The organism is Vibrio fortis (genome assembly GCF_000695685.1).
In the GTDB taxonomy this organism is placed as follows: Bacteria; Pseudomonadota; Gammaproteobacteria; order Enterobacterales; family Vibrionaceae; genus Vibrio; species Vibrio fortis_A.
Window position 1 is genome coordinate 531,307 of sequence record NZ_JFFR01000002.1, and the last position, 22,315, is coordinate 553,621.

Below are 22,315 nucleotides of genomic sequence, written 5' to 3' on the forward strand. Positions count from 1 at the left end.
GTTTTTCTTATAAAGGTTAGCTTTTATCCATGAATAATCACGTTCTGCTGTACTAGCGCATCTAATATGTCATCGGGCATGGTACTGGCGAGTGTCAATTGAGGAGCAAGATCCTCCACCACTATCACTTGTTGGGTGGTACCCATACCATCTGGATTGATCGTTAGCTCTATGTCACTACCGTCTACAACTTTTGCATCAATCTGCTGTAGCAGCACTGACATATCAAGCGTAGTGTTTTGCAACTCTGGTAACACTTCTCTCAGATCAATGGTATCCCCCTCCGATAAATCAAAGTCGGTAATCGTGTCTTCAACACCATCTTGGATATTGAGCCAGACAAACGCGTCCATACCGTCACCACCGGTAAGGATATCGAAGCCATCACCACCGATTAAAGTATCATTACCATCACCGCCAATCAGTTCGTCATCACCACTGCCACCTTCAAGTCGGTCATCACCAGAACCTGACTCTAACTGTGTATTCCCTCCATCGCCAAGTAGCTGGACATCATCCGCTGTCGCACTTAAATCAATGTCAGTTGCATCAGCCACAATCGTCAGGTTGAGGTCTATCTCTGAGGATGCTGCTCCTGGAGATATCACCATATCCATATCGTCCAACTCCGAAGAAACTGCCTCTAACTTGATCGTGTGTGGCGTTGCATCTTGCGGGAGGTCGACAATTTTTAGGCTATCAATTGCGTCGGCAGATGCTACCCATACCCCACCATTGAGTGCGACGGTACCCGCACTACTAATCACAGAGGCACCCGCTGGTACATCTTTGATATTCAGAGTCAGGATCTCATTGATATCAGCCAACGCCGCCACAATACCAACCAGTGGAATACCACTCGCGCTCGCCGTCTGGCTTGCGGTAATGTTGCGAACATAGTTCATGGCGGGATCAATCGACAAGCTCGGTGTATTCGCAACTGGCGTCACCTGAATTGGATAATTTTCTGGTGGCGTTGTGATGATAATACCCGACGGATTGCCACTATCTTCCGCCACAACCTGAAGATTAATACTATTCGATGGAATGTATTGCGTATTCACAAACACCCCAACTGGGTTGGTTGGTGTGTTGAGAATATCGTTGATGTCGGCAGGTGTCCCTTCCAGCATGACTGAACTCGAACCTTGCCCACTGACTGTTACAGTCGTTGTTCCAGGAAGAGTTACTGACAAGGTACCAAAATCGACGCTCAAGGTGACCGTCATAAAATCACCAGCATGAACACCGACATAATCTGGGTCTGCGACGCTAATACCACTAATCAACTGGTCGACATCTTCGTCAATGACTGACGTGACATTGTCACCGTTAATTACAGGCGAATCGTTAACACCCGTTACCGTTAAGCTCAATGCTCCGCTATCTGTTAAGAAGTCATCAACGCCATTAGTTTGTCCGTCATCCTGAATGGTATATGAGAAACTGATATCGCCGCTGACCACATCATATTCATCATTTGCTGTAAATATCCAATAAGGCCCAGTGATTGACATATTGTCATCACCATTATCGTTTTCAAAATACTCTAATAAACCTTGTCCTGATGCCAGATTCAGTGCGGTGACTGTTCGTAGATCTCCTTCCGGATCAGTTGAAACAGCTATTATATCTTCCGCCTTGATAGTTATCTGATCCCCTTCAGAGATCGTACCTAGATCTATAACATTTACTGCATCTGGAGCATCATTCACCTCGGTAACCTTAATTTCAAATGTGGTTACATTGGTGAGCGGGCCCGGTGCGCCATTGTTACCACCATCATCAACAGTGGCAGTGACTGTCGCAACACCTCCCTGATTTAGGTAGTTTTCATCAGCGCCAAGTTCAAATCTAACGCTACCATTGTCCAGAGCATTATTGATATCAGCCAAAGTGCCCGTAAGCGTCAATTCAGTTCCAGTACCGGATACAGGTTCTACGGTTACCCCTGTAGAAGAGGTATAACTCAAGGTGCCTTGGTCGACCTCTAAATCTAATGTATATATTGCACTTGGATCATCATAGACAGCGTCTGGGTCCTCAATTTTGAAGCCCGACACATCACTTAAGGCTATAGACGTATCTTCTGGTGTCTCTAAGTTTTCTATATTCACGAAGGTTGGTTGGTCATTGATTGGATCAATCATCAAGTCCACATCGAACGTGGTTTCTGGACCTAAATACTCGGTATCGTCGGCATCGGTATCTACTGAGCGCACAGAAATAGACAACGGAGTATCAATACCAAGCGCGTTACCAGTGTCGGAATTATGTTCCCCGGAGTTAAATACAATCTTATCGAGTGAGGTTGCATCTACATCTAGTGTCCAAGTATCAGTGCCCGCATCATAAGTGCCTAACGTTGTTCCATCTGGATACAAAATTGAAGCATCTGAAGGGACATTGCTGACGACGACTCGAATTGTCTCGTGATCGTTCTCTGTATAAGTCCCACTGCCTGTAGCCGAAAGTGCGTTATCCAAAACGGTCGCGTTAATTTCAATATCGATATTCTCACCTTCCACGCCTGATATGGAATCAGTCGGGTTAGTATCGATATCATCACCCATTGGAACAACATGAACTAAGAAGCTTGGTAATGTTCCTGCGTTGGTTGGTACACCAAGAAGGGATTCTTGGGTAAACACCTCGACGCCAAACTCGAAAGTGCCACTGAAGTCTTTCGGTGGCAGCACAGATATTTCACTCAAATCAAAGGAATTCGACACACTTGATGGTAGTTGGACACTCCACACGCCTCCACCATTATTCTTAACAGTAAAGTCAGAAGAGTTATCTACCCTAAACTGGAAACCATCTGGCACATCGGTGAACTTGATAGAGACAAACTCTTCCGAACCATCGAGATCAGTCAATGCAATCGACACAGGACTTGAGCCAGCAAGTGAAATCTCCTGATCCTCGATACCTGTGATTTCGATTATATCAGGGTCACTGCCTGGCCCTGTAATTTGAACATCATCAACGACAGGAACAACATCGAAACTCACTACCGTTGAGAAAGACTCGCTTGATGCATCTTCTGTTGTGCTAGAACCACCTTCATTGAACGTCGCCGTATCTAAAATGTTCCCACTCACAGTAACGCTCACAGTGCTGACATCAACACCATTCACATCATCATAAGTCGGGAAGTTTTCTTTCGGTCTAAACAATACGCCCGACAAGGCACCGTTTGCAATTTCACTTTCGGTGAAGGATATGGATGTACCCAATGGCATTCCAGTATCACTGTAGAATTCACCATTACTGGTGTCAGTTAACGTTAAAGTGATATCAGTGAAACGTTCATCACCGCCTTCAACACCATTGACTTGGTCTGCAACCGAGCCAGAGAAATCAAGCACAATATAGGTGTCTTCATAACCCACAGCTTCAGCGCCCGGTTGACCATCGATATCGACTGGATTCAACGAATCATCCAAAGAACCCGTAATATCGACAGAAATACTTGGCGCTACATCGGTTACCGCAGAGACTTTAATGATGGCGCTGGTATCAAGTACCTTCTCATCACCCGATATCAGGTCTTTGGTGATCACCGTAAATGGCAAGTCAAAGTCACCCGAATAATCAGCAGGTAGGTTCAAAACCAAATCAGAGAAATCTGGCGTTACACCTTGTACCAAAGTTGACTGATACACATACTCACCGTTAACGAAGTCAATCTCGCCACTGCCACCAATGCTGATGTTTATAGTTGTCTCATCAGGCTCCCCTGGGTTAACAACCACGGTTTCATCAATAACAATGGTAATTTGGTCGTTAAATGCATCTCCACCAGTGAAACTAACAATACCTTCAAGCGCATCACCAAGCTTAAGCTGAGTGTCTTCAATCGCGTCGATTGTTTGGTTCGGAGTCGCAGCAATATCTGCAGCGATTTCACCACCACCTGCAATTTCTTCAGGGAAGGTTAATGTTATCTCACCTTGTCTCTGAACAATCGCTGAGTTCTGATCACCCGCTTCATCCCCTAAATCTTCAACTTGGGTAAAGACCGTCATTTTGATGCTACTGGTGTTGGTATCTATACCATCATCATATGGTGCAGTTAGATCTAGACCTTCAGGGGCGCTAATCGCAAATGCATCTTCGTCTGTTACCACCCAGCGGCCGTCACCTTCATAGACCGCGCCGGTCACGAGCAATTGACTCAATACCTCTTCTGCTAATGCACCGTCAGACGTAGTCGTCAACTGAATAACGACTTCGTTAACGACTTCATTGATGGCAAACTCGGGAGACACATCTTCCTCTTTATAACGAATAACATACTCGCCGCTAGTTGCTATGTTATCGCTATTGGTTGAAAATTTAATAACCCCCGCAGTATCGGAAGTAACCGTTGTCAGTTCCCCACTGCCATCTTCATTGGAAAATACAATCAAATTATCGGCATCTGTTGGTTCTACAACAGGTATAACTTGCACAGTGATTGTGCCTGTAATCGGTGGGTTGGCCTCAATAAAACCACCATCTTCGTCCAACAAGCCGCTCGGTGTATATTCGAAATCTCGCTCTTCAACTTCCAGAATTGTAGTGATGGTAAAGTCTTCACTGGAATTTTCCGGAGGCGTTAGTTGGATGAAGTTGTTGGCTAAAGCAATCTGGGTAAACTGCTCTGGAGTTTGGGATGCGTCTTTCGGGGTAATGACCAATGTACCGGCAACGCTGTCATCAACGGTAACATCACCATTAACGGCCGCGATGACACCTGCTGGTATTCCATTAATCGTGATGGAAGTAAAATGCTCATCGTCATCAATATAATTTGCACCTTGAGGGTGCCAGTCGATATTGATGGCTGTATCTTCGTCTCCGGAAGTAATGTTACTGTAAGTCGCAGAGGTGTCGATCCTTGGTTTGACGAGAACTCGAACTTCTTGGTCAAATGTTAAGGTGTGGCCGTCGTTCTCTGTAACGACGATTCGCCCCTGAATATAAATATTTTCGGTTGATGAGTCGACAGGACGAATGATGATGCCTGACGTTACGCCCGCTTCAGTAATATTTGCTTCATAGATGGGTTTATCAAGATCAGGATTACCACTGCCATCTTCTTCATAACCAACGAAGTTGAGGTCTATTACCGTGCCATCACCGTCTTCGATGACCACACCTTCAGGGATACCTGATAACACGACAGTTATCGATTCTGAACCATCGCCTGCAAGAGGATCATCAGCTGGATCATCAGGTCTTCGCTCACCAGACAACACCGTAAAGTCAAGAACTGCGAAGCTGTCTCCGTTCTGGCTCTCTTGGATTGTGGTTTGTACCCCACTCACACCGCCATCGGTAAACTCTTCCCAATCAGTGCCGTTAGTACCGCCGAATGGTACATCCGCAACACCAATAACTTCGATATTGACAGTCTTTGGACCAAACGTAACTTCATCGACTACAGTACCTGTTGAGAGGGACGCTTCATCTTTAACTACACCTAGAACATCAAAGGTAAAGTCTTCGTTGCTGTGCTCTTTAGGAATAACCTCTACATTAGCTAATTCAGAGTAAAGAATTTCTTGATAATCGATGCCGTCAATTGTCACTGTTGGGATAACGTTGTTGGTTCCTAGCTCGTAAAGCTCGGCGCCTTCAGTGATATTGTTGATTCGCACGTACAAGGTTTCCGAACTGTCTGAATCGGCTGATGTGGTCATCGTAATAACTTGGTCCAGTGTCAACGGAACTCTATTGCTTGGATCTCCTACGACATCAGGGTCGAGAATATTATCTTCATTGATGGTTTTACGGTTCACAGTTAAGGTACCCAAATCGGCATCTGGAAGCACATCAATGACGATTGTTCGCTCTTCAGAAGTAGCAAACTGTTTACTGTTAGTACCACTGTTATCGCTATCGAGGAATGGATTACGAGTTTCTTCTGTTAAAGCCACAACTTTGAAACTAATGGTGCCCGAAAAGTTATCAATCGGATCGACGACTGTGCTATTAATGTCTGCTGCGTCAATAACATAGGGACCTCCATCAGGCCCTATCGGGTTACCTGAGCTATCCAACAAAGTGAATTTTCCAGCGCCCTCATCAACCGTAAGTTGATATGTCAGTGTTTCAGGGCGAGAAGTATCTTGAGAGTCCGCCTCAAGGTTGAGGGTGATAGTATTTCCGTCCTCCGTTACCGGTATATCTGCGCCCATATTGTCGGTATCTGGGAGATAAGTGAACGTGCTATTTACATCATCCCACTCAGCTTCATCGGCCACCGCTTCAATTTCGATTCTAAAGTTAGAGCTTACGGTGTGGTCAGGTGCACCGTTGTTGTCGATTTCTAACTCATAATTGATTCTGATGCCATTTTCACCAGTACTAAAGTTTCGGTCAGGGACGAAATAAAGGTTATTGATGGTCGCAATCGTATCGCTTGGGTTGTCTGGATCATATACCGGAGGCACAAGAGTTCGCGTTATATCGGCTCCATCTAGAATGAAATTACCGTCGATGTCTTCCGCCAATTTCACATACTCTGCCCCATCGTAGTAATAGAAGGTTCCTCTGTGGTTGGTATTGTCGAAAATCTTCAGTTGACCAATGTCTTCATTGTTATCTCGGTCATAAAAGTTAACCTGCAATAAAATTTGAGCGGGAGTATCAGACAAACCATCTTGATTATCAAAGGTATTTTCTAGGTCTGTTGGCTCGCTACCAGGAGCATAGTCTATTGAAGGGTCACGACCTATATCCTCAGTCGTGGTCACTTTCAATGCAATTGCTGTTGAATCGCGATCAACAATAGTGATATCTAACGGGGTTTCAGATGTGTCTAAATCCGCATCGGTTGCTATTACGTTAATCGAGAAGTTAATCTCATCACCATCATGGTCTAGATAGCCGTTGGCTCTGAACTCAACTTCACCGTTAGAGTTGATACGCAAGCGACCTAACTCTCTTTCGCCTATAACATTACCGCCAGCATCATACTCCTGTTCATAAACACGTACCTGTTGACGACCTGAGTTAAGGTTATAGGTATCACTTTCTGTGTCACTCGGCCTTCTACGGAAAACGATGCCAGTGTCGCCATCAGAAGTCCCCTCTATTTGCGTAAGCACAGCCCCATCCGCACCAGTGTCTGTCGCAGTAGCAAACATGTTTACTTTAGAGCCACCATAGTTCTGCCCTTCAAGACGAGTAATAGATTGAGTCGTCACAAGAGGAACATCATCCGTTACGGATAGGTTAAGCGCGATAGCGTTAGACTGATCCCCATCGAAATCTTCGGCTACCACAGAGAAATTCAATGGAATGCTGTTTTCTGTATCCGCATCCGGATGCTTGAGCGGTTTAAACAACTCAAACTGATAGCTGTTGTCGCTCGTATCAAACACAATCTCAAACACAGCTTCGTTGCTTGTATCTGTTTGCGCTGTATAGGTAAATGTTGTGCCGCTTTCAACAACCGCTAGCCACTCTAAGCTTTCTCCTTCCGAGGTCAGCCCAGTTAACACTGCATCAGGGTCTACCAATTCATAAAGAACGACACCGTCAGCACCCTCATCAATCGTAAACAAGCCATTAATAACAGTGTCTTCCGATTGATCCGAGCCAATTCCAGCCAAGTCGTCTTCATCAACCACGGTTTCTCCAGTTGGAGCCGTCATTGTTGGTCCATCATCCAGCACTTCTATTGGTAATTGGTATTGATTCGAGTCATCACCATCACCATCGACCGCTACCACGTCAAAAGGTATGGTCAACGTATCCAGATTGGTTGGTGTAATTGCATGATTGAGAGGGCCCAGTAAGGTAAAGGTATAATCGCCATCATTGGTCAATGCCAGAGTAAAAATTGGAGTACCTGATGGATCTGTAGCACCTTGGTAAGTCGTGGTATTGGCAGCGCCTGCTATCTCGGTGATCTTAATGCCTTCATTTCCCGATGAAAGTATCGCTTCCACAGCTGCTATATTGCGAAGTTCGTAAGCATCGACTTGGTCAGCGCCTTCCGTTGTAACAAAAGAGCCAGTTGCCTGTGTTGGGTCACCAATATCCTCTTCATCAACGACAAAGGTACTACCAACACCTGTATCGGTTATTTCAGGTACATCATCGGTAATCGTCACGCTAAGCGGTGTCATTGCTGAGTCGGTTTCGTCAGTATCAACAGCATAAACGGGCAAGGTAAAGATTTGATCATTATTGCCCTGAATGTCAGCATGGTCGATCTCTTGCAGCAACGTAAAAGTATATTCTCCTAATACGGTGGTAGAGAATTCAATAGTAAAGATATCAACTTCAACGTCGAGGGCATCTTTGGTAAAGCCAACATAGTTCCCTGAATCGGCTGGCTCTTCTTTTATCTGAATTACCAAACCATTTGATTTTAGAGCATCATCGACATTGAACTCCGTAGGCTCAATACGGAAGTAGCTGACATCATCACTACCTGCGGTGAACGAGATCTCCTCGGTTTGACTTACTGGCAAACTTGGGGAGGAACCATCGGCTAAGTTAACTTCACTCAAGCTTACTGGCGGAATGAGATTAATCGTCGGTGGTGCGCCGTCACGAATGGTTAAAGTAACCGTCGCGGTCTCTACATCGGTGTCTTGGTCTTGCGATGTCACAACGATCGTCTTTACGATATCGCCATTTTCATGGTCTAAGTTTCTATTTGGTTCAAAGCGAATATCACCATTAAGCTTAATAAATAGTGTCCCTTCTGGATAAACAAACTCCTGCTCATCAGCATCGCTTTGATCTAGCAACACCTCGACACCACCATCATAGGTAAATTTCGTAACCGTTGAGCCATCTGCACTTGGGCCTGTAATAGTTTCAAGTACATTGCTACTCACTGTGCCCGACGTAGGTTCTGTGACGAGTAGGTCTCCAGATTGCATTACCTGAACATCATCACCTATCACCACTTCTAGTAGCTTCGGAGCAGATAGATCACCATCGGTATCTTCTGCATAAACCGATAAGTCAAACGTAATATCATTGTTGCCATTACCGGGAGCATGATCTAAGCGTTCTAACAGTGTAAAGGTGTAAAGACTTGGGTTTGAGTTATCAAACGTTAAGGTGAAAATAGGGACTTCGACGCCCGGTGACACCGTGGTAAACGCCAAATAGTCTCCCGAATTTACAGGGTCTTCTCGTAGATCAACCACCAATCCATTTGATTTAATCGCCCCTCCAACATTAAACAGCGACGTATCCACAATGATCTTCGCAATGTCGTCACTGCTGGCGAATGAGGTGATAAGATTGGTTTCGCTAATCAAGTTCGAGTCTGGTGTAGAACCGTCTGCTAAATTACTTTCAGATAAGTTCACACCTGGAACTACGTTCAGTTCAGGGCCTTCGCCATCAATAATGGTCAATCGGACACTAGACATGAAGACATCGTTATCAAAATCTGAGGTAGTGAACACGATATCTTTAACAATGTTTCCACCCGAGTGATCGAGATTTCGATTGGGCTCAAATCGGACATCACCATCTAACGTGACAAACAAAGAACCCTCCGTAAAGGTAAACTCTTGTTCACCAATAGCCGTTTGATCGAGCGAAATTGCTAGCCCACCGTCGTAAGTAAATTCAGTGATAGTCGCGCCATCGGCACTCGGCAGCGGCATGACGTCAACGGTTGTCGTTGTCGGCGTACCTGAACTTGGTTCGGTAATCGTTAAGATTCCATCCTGCATTTGCTGAATGTCATCTTCAATCGTTACAACAATATCACGTCGTGTTGACTCTGAATCATCCGTGTCAACAGCGTAGATAGATAGACGGAAGTTAAGGTCGTTATAATTGAGACCATTAAGGTGATCGAGGGCTTCCAACAAGGTAATCGTAAATTGACCTTTGTTGACACTATCAAAGCTTATCGTGAAGACATCTGATTCATTACCTAAACCATCTGTCGTAAATCCAATGTAATTTCCTGAATCCGCAGGTTCTTCTTTTAGTGCTACAACTAAACCGTTCGATTTCAACACGCCACCAGAGTTAAATTCGTTGGTGTCGATACGGAAATGACTAAGGTTGTCACTCCCTTCGGTATAAGTAATGGTATGTGTAGAACTCACCGGCCCCGAGCTTGGCATTGAACCATCGGTTAGGTTCACTTCTGACAAGTAAACATCCGGCACAATATTGATTACCGGATCAACGCCATCCGTGATAGTGAGCGTCACCGTAGCGGTTTCAACATCGTTATCAAAATCACTGGTGGTTACAACAATGCTTCGAACAATGTCGCCACTAGAATGGTCGAGATTTCGGTCTGGCTCAAATCGCACAGATCCATCTAACTTAACGAACAGTTTACCGTCTGCAACGGCAAACTCTTGCTCACTGAAATTCGTTTGGTCTAGGACAAACGGCCCGTCAGTTCCATACATAAATTGTGTAACCGTCGCGCCATCTGCACTGTCTGTTGGCATCACATCAACAATACCCGTTGACGGTGGCCCACCAGCGCCCGACGTTGTCACTGGTTCAACAATGCTTAACGTGCGGTCTTGAGTCTGTTGCAAGTCATCGGTAATCGTCACCTTCAGAGAAGACGATGCTGAATCTGTGTTATCTGCGTCAACCGCTATTACTGGAATATCGTAGTCTAAGGTGTTGGCAAGGCTTGCATCAGCATGGTCCAAAGCCTCTAACAAGGTAAAGGTATATTGGCCGAGGTTACTGTCTGAAAATTCAAGCGTGAATACATTCGTTTCCACATTCGATGCGTCGGTAATGAAGCCGACATAGTTGCCTGAGTCAACAGGTTGCTCTTTGATTTCAACGGCAAGGCCATTCGACTTCAGAGCTCCCAAAGTATTGAAATTGGCGGTATCAACTCTAAAGTACGTGACGTCATCACTGCCCTCAGTGAAGGTTATGACTTTGGTTTCGCTTACCGGCGTACCTGTTGACGCAGAACCATCACTCAAGTTCGCTTCATTTAGCGCAACATCAGGGATAAGGTCGATAACTGGAGCATCACCATCTTCAATCGTCACCGATACGGAGGTACTAACAATATCCCCGTCTCCGTCCTCTGAGTTAACAATAATAGTTTTTACAATGTTGCCACTTGAATGGTCCAAATCGGATACAGGCTCAAAGCGCATGCTGCCGTCAATAGAGACAAACAGCGTGCCCTCGTCATAAGTAAACGACTGCTCCCCCGCTACATTTTGATTCAGTGTTTGAAGCGCTTCTCCATCATAACTGAAGCTCGTCAGTGTTCCTCCATCCGCACTACTATCAGGCATTAGATCAATCGTATTGGAAGTTTCAACGCCTGTAGATGGCTCTTTAGCCGTCATAGAACCAGCAACCAATGATTGGATATCGTCGGTTATGGTGACAGACAGCGGTGACATCAATGAGTCATCACCGTCAGTGTCAACGGCGTAAACTGGCAAGCTAAACGTCAGATCGTTGTTGCCTTGAATCGGTGCGTGGTCAATTGCTTCAAGAAGCGTGAACGTGTATTCGCCTAACGTTGTTGAGCTGAAATCCAATGTGAAGACGGTAGTTTCAACATTAGAGATGTCAGTGGTGAAACCAATATAGTTACCCGACCCCGTTGGCTCCTCACGAAGCTCAATAATCAAGCCATCTGACTTGAGTGAATCATCACTGTTAAACTCTGTCGGCTCTAATCGGAACTTCTCAACATTGTCACTTTGGTGGGTGAACGAGATGGTTTCCGTTTGACTCACCGCACCAACGATTGGAGAAGAGCCATCCGTAAGTCCTGCCTCCGCGAGTGTGACGCTTGGAACAGATTCAATGGTTGGGATATCACCATCTGTAATCGTTAGCGTCACCGTCGCCGTTTCTACATCAACATCACCATCGCTTGAGGTGAACACCAGCGACTTCACGATATCGCCAGATTCATGGTCGAGGTCTCGGTTTGGCTCGAAGCGCACATTACCTTCAATGGTGACGTACAAATCTCCTTCGGTGAACGAGAACTTCTGCTCACCTGTAATAGTTGGGTCTAAGGTTTGCGCTGCACCGCCATCGTAAGTGAACTGGGTAATCACAGCCCCATCAGCACTTTGCGCCGTCATCACATCAATGGTGTTGGTGGTCACCGTACCATCGGCCAAATTCGGCTCGGTGATATCTAACGTACCGTTCGCCATGATTTGAACGTCATCACCAATCGCAACTGACAGTGACGACATAAGTGAGTCGTCACCATCAGAGTCCACCGCGTAGACAGGCAAATCGAAGGTTAGCTCGTTGTTATCTAATCCATCGGCGTGATCTAGCGCTTCCAGTAGTGTGAAGGTGTATTCACCAAGGGTGGTTCCAGAAAAACTCAGTATAAATACAGGAACTTCCGTGCCACCGTCATTGATAAAGCCAACATAATTGCCTGAATCGACTGGATCTTCTTTTAACTCAACTGCGATGTTATTCGAAGTTAATGTGCCACCAACATTGAATTCTGTTGGCTCAAGTCGGAACTTCTCAACATCATCACTCTGGTTGGTGAATGAAATAGTCTCAGTTTGGCTCACCGCACTACCACTTGGCGTTGAACCATCGGCGAGCTGCGTTTCAGACAATGATACGCCTGGTACCGACTCGATGGTTGGGATATCGCCATCAGTAATGGTCAGAACAACCGTTGCGGTTTCCACGTCCACATCGCCATCACTAGAAGTCACCACAATCGATTTCACGATTGGACCATCTTCATGGTCGAGATTGCGATTCGGTTCAAAACGCACATCACCTTCAAGGGTGATAAACAATGAGCCTTCGTTGAAAATAAACTCTTGCTCACCGGTATCCGTTTGGTCGAGTGTCAGTGCCGTGCCACCATCGTACGTAAACTCGGTAATAGTCGCGCCATCCGCGCTCTGCTTTGGCATCACATCAATCGTGGTTGTAGTCACCACCCCAGCAGCCAAGTCGGCGACTGTCGGCTCTTCGATGGTCAAGACGCCATTGCTCATGCCTTGAACATCATCTTCGATGGTTACCGTTAGTGGTGACATTTCCGAATCGTCACCATCGCTATCAACCGCATAAACAGGTAGGTCGAAGCTGAGGCTGTTGTTGTCTAAACCATCTTCATGGTCGAGCGCTTCAAGCAATGTAAAGGTGTATTGGCCTAGATTTGTATCAGAGAAACTGATGGTAAAGACGTTGGTTTCAACATCCGACGCATCTTTAACAAAACCGATGTAGTCGCCAGGATTGTTCGGGTCTTCTTTGATCTGAACCGCCAAGTTATTCGACGTCAAAGCTCCTAACGTATTGAACTCAGTTGGCTCAATACGGAACGATTCCACATCATCACTTTGGTTAGTGAATTGAATCACTTTCGTATCGCTAACCGCAGAGCCTGTCGGATCGGAGCCGTCTGCTAGACTGGACTCAGACAATGCAATTGGCGGAATAACATCAATAATCGGGATATCACCATCGGTAATGGTCAGCGTGACTGTAGAGGTCAGTTCATCACTGTCGCCGTCACTCGATGTCACCACGATGTTTTTAACAATATCGCCAGCTGAGTGGTCTAAGTCTCGATTTGGCTCAAAACGCACTTCACCTTGGGTAGTGATGAATAGAGAGCCTTCAGTGAAGGCAAACTCTTGCTCAGAACTGTCCGTTTGGTCGAGCGTGTAAGCCGTGCCATCGTAAGTAAATTGAGTGACACTCGCAGCATCCGCACTGGCGCTAGTGAGCACATCGAATACGGATGTCGTTGGCGTGCCCGCCGCCAAGTCAGAAACCGTAGGTTCTTCTATGCTAAGCGCACCGCTCGCCATCACTTGAACATCGTCGGTAATGGTGACTGACAGCGGTGACATCAATGAGTCGTCGCCGTCGGTATCAACAGCATAGACAGATAGCTCAAACGTTAGATCGTTATTACCTCGACCATCTTCGTGATCGATATTCTCCAACAACGTAAACGTGTATTGACCTAAAGTGGCAGCGCTAAAGCTTAACGTAAAGATTGGCGTTTCAACATTGGTTGCGCTGGTTGTGAAACCTACGTAATTACCGGAGCCGACAGGATCTTCTTTCAAATCAATTGGAAGCCCATCTGACTTGAGTGAATCATCACTGTTAAACTCTGTCGGCTCTAATCGGAACTTCTCAACATTGTCACTTTGGTGGGTGAACGAGATGGTTTCCGTTTGACTCACCGCACCAACGATTGGAGAAGAGCCATCCGTAAGTCCTGCCTCCGCGAGTGTGACGCTTGGAACAGATTCAATGGTTGGGATATCACCATCTGTAATCGTTAGCGTCACCGTCGCCGTTTCTACATCAACATCACCATCGCTTGAGGTGAACACCAGCGACTTCACGATATCGCCAGATTCATGGTCGAGGTCTCGATTTGGCTCGAAGCGAACATTACCTTCAATGCTGACGTACAAATCCCCTTCGGTGAACGAGAACTTCTGCTCACCGGTAACGGTTGGATCTAAGGTTTGCGTTGCGCCGCCATCGTAAGTGAACTGGGTAATCACCGCCCCGTCAGCACTTTGCTCCGTCATCACATCAATTGTGTTGGTGGTCACCGTACCATCGGCCAAATTTGGTTCAGTGATATCGAGTGTGCCGTTCGCCATGATTTGCACATCATCACCAATCGTCACAGAAAGCGGCGACATCAGTGAATCGTCACCATCAGAGTCCACGGCGTAGACAGGCAAATCGAAGGTTAACTCGTTGTTATCTAATCCATCGGCGTGATCTAGCGCTTCCAGTAGTGTGAAGGTGTATTCACCAAGGGTGGTTCCAGAAAAACTCAGTATAAATACAGGAACTTCCGTGCCACCGTCATTGATAAAGCCAACATAATTGCCTGAATCGACTGGATCTTCTTTTAACTCAACTGCGATGTTATTCGAAGTTAATGTGCCACCAACATTGAATTCTGTTGGCTCAAGTCGGAACTTCTCAACATCATCACTCTGGTTGGTGAATGAAATAGTCTCAGTTTGGCTGACCGCACTGCCACTTGGCGCAGAGCCATCGGCAAGCTGCGTTTCAGACAATGAAACGCTTGGTACCGATTCAATCGTTGGGACATCGCCATCAGTGATAGTCAGAACAACTGTCGCGGTTTCGACGTCCACATCACCATCGCTAGACGTCACCACTATCGACTTAACGATTGGACCAGACTCATGATCGAGGTTACGGTTTGGTTCAAAACGTACGTCACCCTCTAGTGTGATAAACAATGACCCTTCGGTAAAGATAAACTCTTGTTCGCCCGTGTCAGTTTGGTCAAGCGTATAAACGCTACTATCATAGGTGAACTGAGTAATGGTCGCGCCATCCGCACTCTGCTCTGGCATCACATCAATTGTGGTTGTGGTCACCACCCCATCTGCCAGATCAGCTACTGTCGGCTCTTCAATGGTCAAGATACCATTACTCATACCTTGAACATCATCTACAACAGTCACGGTGAGTGGCGACATTGCCGAATCGTCACCATCGCTATCAACCGCATAAACAGGTAGGTCGAAGCTGAGGCTGTTGTTGTCTAAACCATCTTCATGGTCGAGCGCCTCCAGCAATGTGAAGGTATAACGTCCTAACACGACGTCATCAAAGTTAAGGGTGAATACCTCGACTTCTTGATTTAATGCATTGGTTGTGAAACCAGTGTATTGACCAGAGTCTTCTGGGAACTCTCGAAGCTCAACAGCCAAGCCATTCGAAGTCAGCGTGCCTGAAGGGTTAAACTCATCGGTCGCGATTCTCAAGTGATCAACATCATCACTTTGGTTAGTGAAAGAGATAGTCTCAGTTTGACTTACTGCCGAACCGCTTGGCGCTGAGCCATCTGCAAGGTCTGATTCTGAGAGCGATACAGGAGGAATCACATCAATAATCGGAATATCACCATCGGTAATGGTCAGCGTGACTGTAGAGGTCAGTTCATCACTGTCGCCGTCACTCGATGTCACCACGATGTTTTTAACAATATCGCCAGCTGAGTGGTCTAAGTCTCGATTTGGCTCAAAACGCACTTCACCTTGGATAGTGATGAATAGAGAGCCTTCAGTGAAGGCAAACTCTTGCTCAGAGCTATCCGTTTGGTCGAGCGTGTAAGCCGTGCCATCGTAAGTAAATTGAGTGACACTCGCAGCATCCGCACTGGCGCTAGTGAGCACATCGAATACGGATGTCGTTGGCGTGCCCGCCGCCAAGTCAGAAACCGTAGGTTCTTCTATGCTAAGCGCACCGCTCGCCATCACTTGAACATCGTCGGTAATGGTGACTGACAGCGGTGACATCAGCGAGTCATCACCATCAGTGTCAACGGTATAAACTGGCAAGCTAAACGTCAGGTCGTTGTTACCTTGAATCGGTGCGTGGTCAATAGCTTCAAGAAGCGTGAACGTGTATTCGCCTAACGTTGTTGAGCTGAAATCCAACGTAAAGACGGTAGTTTCAACATTCGAGATATCGGTAGTGAAACCAATGTAGTTACCCGACCCTGTTGGCTCTTCGCGAAGCTCAATGATCAACCCGTCAGATTTCAATGAATTGTCTGTATTGAACTCTGTCGGCTCTAATCGGAACTTCTCAACATTGTCACTTTGGTGGGTGAACGAAATGGTTTCCGTTTGACTCACCGCACCAACGATTGAAGAAGAGCCATCCGTAAGTCCTGCCTCCGCGAGTGTGACGCTTGGAACAGATTCAATGGTTGGGATATCACCATCTGTAATCGTTAGCGTCACCGTCGCCGTTTCTACATCAACATCACCATCGCTTGAGGTGAACACCAGCGACTTCACGATATCGCCAGATTCATGGTCGAGGTCTCGATTTGGCTCGAAGCGAACATTACCTTCAATGCTGACGTACAAATCCCCTTCGGTGAACGAGAACTTCTGCTCACCGGTAACGGTTGGATCTAAGGTTTGCGTTGCGCCGCCATCGTAAGTGAACTGGGTAATCACTGCCCCATCAGCACTTTGCGCTGTCATCACATCAATGGTATTGGTGGTAACAGTTCCATCCGCAAAATTCGGCTCGGTAATATTAAGCGTGCCGTTCGCCATAATTTGAACGTCATCACCAATGGTGACTGACAGTGGCGACATCACTGAATCATCGCCATCAGAGTCCACCGCGTAGACCGGCAAATCGAAGTTTAGCTCGTTGTTATCTAATCCATCGGCGTGATCTAACGCTTCAAGTAGCGTGAAGGTGTATTCGCCCAGTGTGGTTGTGGAGAAGCTCAGGGTAAACACAGGAACTTCCGTGCCGCCATCATCAATAAAGCCAACGTAGTTACCTGAATCCAGCGGTTCTTCTTTAAGTTCAACCACTATGTTGTTTGATTTTAGGGCTCCACCGGAATTGAACTGGGTCGGTTCAAGTCGGAATTTCTCTACATCATCACTTTGATTAGTAAACGAGATGGTCTCGGTTTGGCTCACCGCACTACCACTTGGCGTTGAACCATCAGCCAACTGCGTTTCCGATAACGATACGCTTGGCATGGATTCAATGGTTGGAATATCACCATCAGTAATGGTCAGAACAACCGTTGCGGTTTCGACGTCCACATCACCATCACTGGATGTCACCACAATTGATTTCACGATCGGGCCAGATTCATGGTCGAGGTTGCGGCTTGGCTCAAAACGCACATCGCCTTCGAGGGTGATAAACAGCGAACCTTCAGTGAAAATAAACTCTTGTTCGCCCGTGTCAGTTTGGTCTAGCAACAACGGAGTGCCACCGTCGTAGGTAAACTGGGTAATGGTCGCACCATCCGCACTCTGCTCTGGCATCACATCAATTGTGGTTGTGGTCACTACCCCGGATGCCAGATCGGCGACTGTCGGCTCTTCAATGTTCAAGATACCATTACTCATACCTTGAACATCATCTTCGATAGTCACGGTGAGTGGCGACATTGTCGAATCGTCACCATCGCTATCCACCGCATAAACAGGTAGGTCGAAGCTTAAGCTGTTGTTGTCTAGACCATCTTGATGATCGAGCGCCTCTAGCAGTGTGAAAGTATAACGTCCTAACACGACGTCATCAAAGTTAAGAGTGAATACTTCGACTTCTTGGTTTAATGCATTAGTCGTGAAACCAGTGTATTGGCCAGAGTCGACTGGGAACTCTCGAAGCTCAACAGCTAAGCCATTCGAAGTCAGCGTGCCTGATGGGTTAAACTCATCGGTTGCGATTCTGAAGCGCTCAACATCATCACTTTGGTTAGTGAAAGATATAGTCTCAGTCTGACTTACTGCCGCACCGCTTGGCGCAGAGCCATCAGCAAGGCTTGATTCTGAGAGCGAAACTGGAGGAATCACATCAATAGTCGGAACATCACCATCGGTAATGGTCAGCGTGACTGTAGAAGTCTGTACATCACTGTCGCTATCTATTGATGTGACCACGATGTTTTTAACGATATCGCCAACCGAGTGGTCTAAGTCTCGGTTTGGCTCAAAGCGCACTTCACCTTGAGTGGTGATGAACAACGAGCCCTCAGTGAAGGTAAACTCTTGTTCAGAACTGTCCGTTTGGTCGAGCGTGTAAGTCGTACCGTCATAAGTAAACTGAGTCACACTCGAACCATCGGCACTGGGCGCGGTAAGCACATCAACTAGACCAGTAGTCACTGCTCCAGCGCTGACATCAGCTAAATTTGGCTCAGTAACTGTTAAATCAACATTTTGCATAACCTGAACATCATCATTGATGTTCACAACCAACTGACTTACTGCGGTTCTATCTCCATCCGTATCAACAGCCAAAATAGGAATATCGAAAGAGAGTAAGTTATTGCCTTGTAGAGGCCTATGATCGAACGCTTCAAGCAATACGAAGGTGAAATCACCAATATTAGTTTGATCAAAAGTCAGCGTAAAAACTGGTGTTTCTGTATTCGAAACGTCTGTTGTAAAACCTAAATAGCGCCCTGATCCTGTCGGCTCTTCGCGAATTTCAACGATCAACCCGTTAGAGGTTAGCGAGTCATCGCGGTTAAACTGCCCCACAACCACTTCGATACGTGCAACATCATCGCTCGCTTCAGTAAATGATATAGAGTTATTTGAATCAACAGAGACACCACTTGGCGCTGAACCATCGATCAACCCCGACTCATCGAGCGTGACACTTGGTACATTATCTATGGTTGGATCGTCGCCATCAGTGATTGTTAAGACCACAGTTGCCGTGTCCACGTCTACATCGCCATCACTAGACGTAAGAACAACCGTTTTAATGATATCCCCATCGGTTTGGTCGAGATTGCGATTAGGCTCGAAGCGCACGTCTCCATCTAGCGTCACAAACAAAGAGCCTTCTAGAAATTGGAACTCCTGTTCGCCAGTATCATTCTGATCTAAAGTTCGAATTGCACCATCGTAGGCAAACTGAGTGATCGACGCGCCATCTACGCCTTGGATGGGGAGCACATTGATCGTTTCCGTCGTAACAATACCTTGAGCCAAGACACCTAAACTAGGCTCTTGAATGGTCAAGATACCATTTTGCATGGTTTGTAGGTCATCACCTATTGTCACTGTCAGTGCAGTACCTAGGGAGTCATCGCCATCTGAATCCACTGCATAAACTGGAAGGTCAAATGATAGGTCGTTATTTTGCAAACCATCGGCATGATCTAGAGAATCAAGTAGCGTGAAAGTGTATTCACCCAATGTCAAATCTGAAAACTCGAGAGTAAACACTGGCACTTCTGTATTCGAACTATCTGTCACGAACCCAACGTAATTTCCTGAGTCCGCAGGCTCTTCTTTCAAACCCACCACTAAACCGTTCGAGGTTAGCGCGCCACCGGTATTAAACTCTGAACTCTCTAGTCTAAAGCGAGCGACGTTGTCACTGCCTGGGGTGAAATCAATTGTTTGCGTTGAACTAACATCAGAGCCTGTTGGTGAAGAGCCCGAAGCCAAGTCTGGCTCCAATAACGACACACTCGGAATGTCATCAATGGTAGGAATTTGCCCGTCAGTAATTGAGATTTGTAGTAAGGCTGAATCTGTATCGCCATCACCATCAACGGCATTAAAGGTAATATCTTGAGTGATGGTCTCGCTTACTGAATGATCTATGTCTCTCGCAACGACAAAAGTCACATCCCCGTTTAATGCAACATTCAGTGTTCCCTCATCAAACACAAACGCTTGTTGAACCGCCTCGCCCTGATCTGGATCTAGATTGTATGTTGTGCCGTCATAAACAAAGGACTGAACCGTCGCTCCATCACCACCAGTGAAGTTAAAAAGGTTATAAGAAACCGTTGAATCACCGTCTTGTGTTGGCTCATCAAGTGCCACGCTGTTATCTACCAACTCGACAGCATCATCGGCCACCGTCACCACAATCAATGCGGGTTGAGCGTCCCCACTACCACCAGCTAAAGATGAACGATCGCCATCTGCATCAACTGCGTAGATAGGCAGTTCAAAACTCAACTCGGCATCTTGAGAGCCTTGGTGCGTTAAAGAATCGAGTAGTGTGAACTCGTAAGAGCCCAAAGCTGGACTATCGACTGCAACTTCAAAAACAACGCTTCTTACTCCATCAAGAGTGATGAAGCCCTCGTAGTTTCTTACCCCGTTCACTTCACTCATTAACTCTAACGAAACTGGTTGGCCGTTCGACAACAGACTGCCATCAGTATTGAATTCCAACGGCTCTAATTCGTGGTGATCAATGATGTCGCTCGTAAAGGTATCTGAATCCACTGAACCCGCACCAGTAATAATACCTACGCCCTCTTCAGAGCCACCAACGAGACCACTCTCTTGTACAGAGATTGGATCGACAGTATTGATCGTTGGCCGATCACCATCCGAGATCGTGATATTTAATGTACTTATTACCGAGTCTTGGTCGAAGTCAGTGATTGTTACCGGGAGTGAAAATTCAAGAGAGTCTGAATTGATCTGTTCAATAGGTTTGAACTGTTGGAAATGGTACTCGCCATCGGTATCAACTGAAACCGTGAGTACAACCTCTCCGCGGCCCAAGATAGACAGAGAGATCTCTGTACCATCGTCCGACAGCCTCGCGATGGTATTCTGGTTATCACTCAAAATACCATCGAATTGGGCAAGCGACGCAGAATCAAAGACTACCGAAGCCAAGCTATCACTTTCTATGGAAACGAAACTCCCCTCTACCAAGGTCGTATTGGTTTCCGGATTGGTAATCGTGACAGTCTCAGGAATTGGGTCTGTCCCATCTAAAATTGCAACACCAGCTGAAATAGGTGTCGCGATGGCGTTACCACCAATGTCAGCGCCTTCAATATCAAAGGTCAACGAAATCTGGTTATCGACGTATGAAACCTGTCCGTCACCTACTGAAAAAACATGATCAATAGGAGCAGATAATGTCGAGGTAAGCGTTAAGTTAACATTCGAACCCGAGCTTACGGTGTCGATATCGACGCGTAGGACTTCCGTACCATTCTGAGTGCCCACAATGGCATTTTCGTTTGCATCATAAACAAACTGAACCGCCACACCACCCGATGTAATTTCGCTATTAAGCTCACTAAGCAGGGAAGAGAGAGAATCAGCAGCAGGTACAAAAGAGTTAGGGTCTAAGTCGAGACTGCCGCTTGGAATAAGTTGATTCGTGGAAACGGTTTGAGGATAAGTTCCTTGTGACAAAGAACCTTCGGTCAGACTCTGTGAGACAGTCTGTCCACCTGATGAAGCGGTAACGTCGGTTCTAAATTCGTCATCATCTTCATCGGCATCTTCTTGCGCTAACGCTGAGGTTTCAAAAAACGTTGAAGGTCGTGTCTCAGTATAATTGTAATCGATAGTCACAAAGCCAGCATTCGCCGAACCACTCGCTCCCCCAGCGGCCGTCGCTTCTAATATCTCCGTTGGATCTTCCCCAGCGAGTATTGCCTCTTGAATCGCCGAAATGTTGTTGGCTTCGAATGCCTCATCGCCAGCCTGGGTGAAATCTATCTCAACATCACCACCTAGGGGTTGTTCTCTCCAAGCAAATGTATCATCAAGACAACCCACACAGTTTTCGTCAACACTGACCTCTCTATTCACTTGAACAAGGACCAACTTTGCGCCTTTTGGAGTAATGATTATCTCATTGTCACGAATAGTATCTCCGGCTTTCAGCTTGCGAGCGCTACCATCCGGACTCATGACGACCACATCACCACTCACTTGTTGAACTATTGCTGCATTACGCAAGACTTCGACATCCATATGTCCCCCTAGATACACATAATGATGTTTTCATCATCGTGTAAGAATTGTTGTAAGCGCGCGTTGGG

At 46.3% G+C, this 22,315-nt stretch carries 1 protein-coding gene; it reads right to left on the reverse strand.

The features are described from left to right. Positions 1-23 precede the first annotated feature (23 nt). Positions 24-22,247 carry a retention module-containing protein gene (locus VFDL14_RS20295; protein ID WP_032549196.1) on the reverse strand — a complete coding sequence of 7,408 codons (22,224 nt, stop codon included), beginning with the start codon at positions 22,245-22,247 and terminating at the stop codon, positions 24-26. Positions 22,248-22,315 lie beyond the last annotated feature (68 nt).

Coding starts and splice junctions, on each gene's coding strand:
- VFDL14_RS20295 (WP_032549196.1), bottom strand. CDS start 22,247: ATGGATGTCGAAGTCTTGCGTAATGCAGCAATAGTTCAACAAGTGAGT.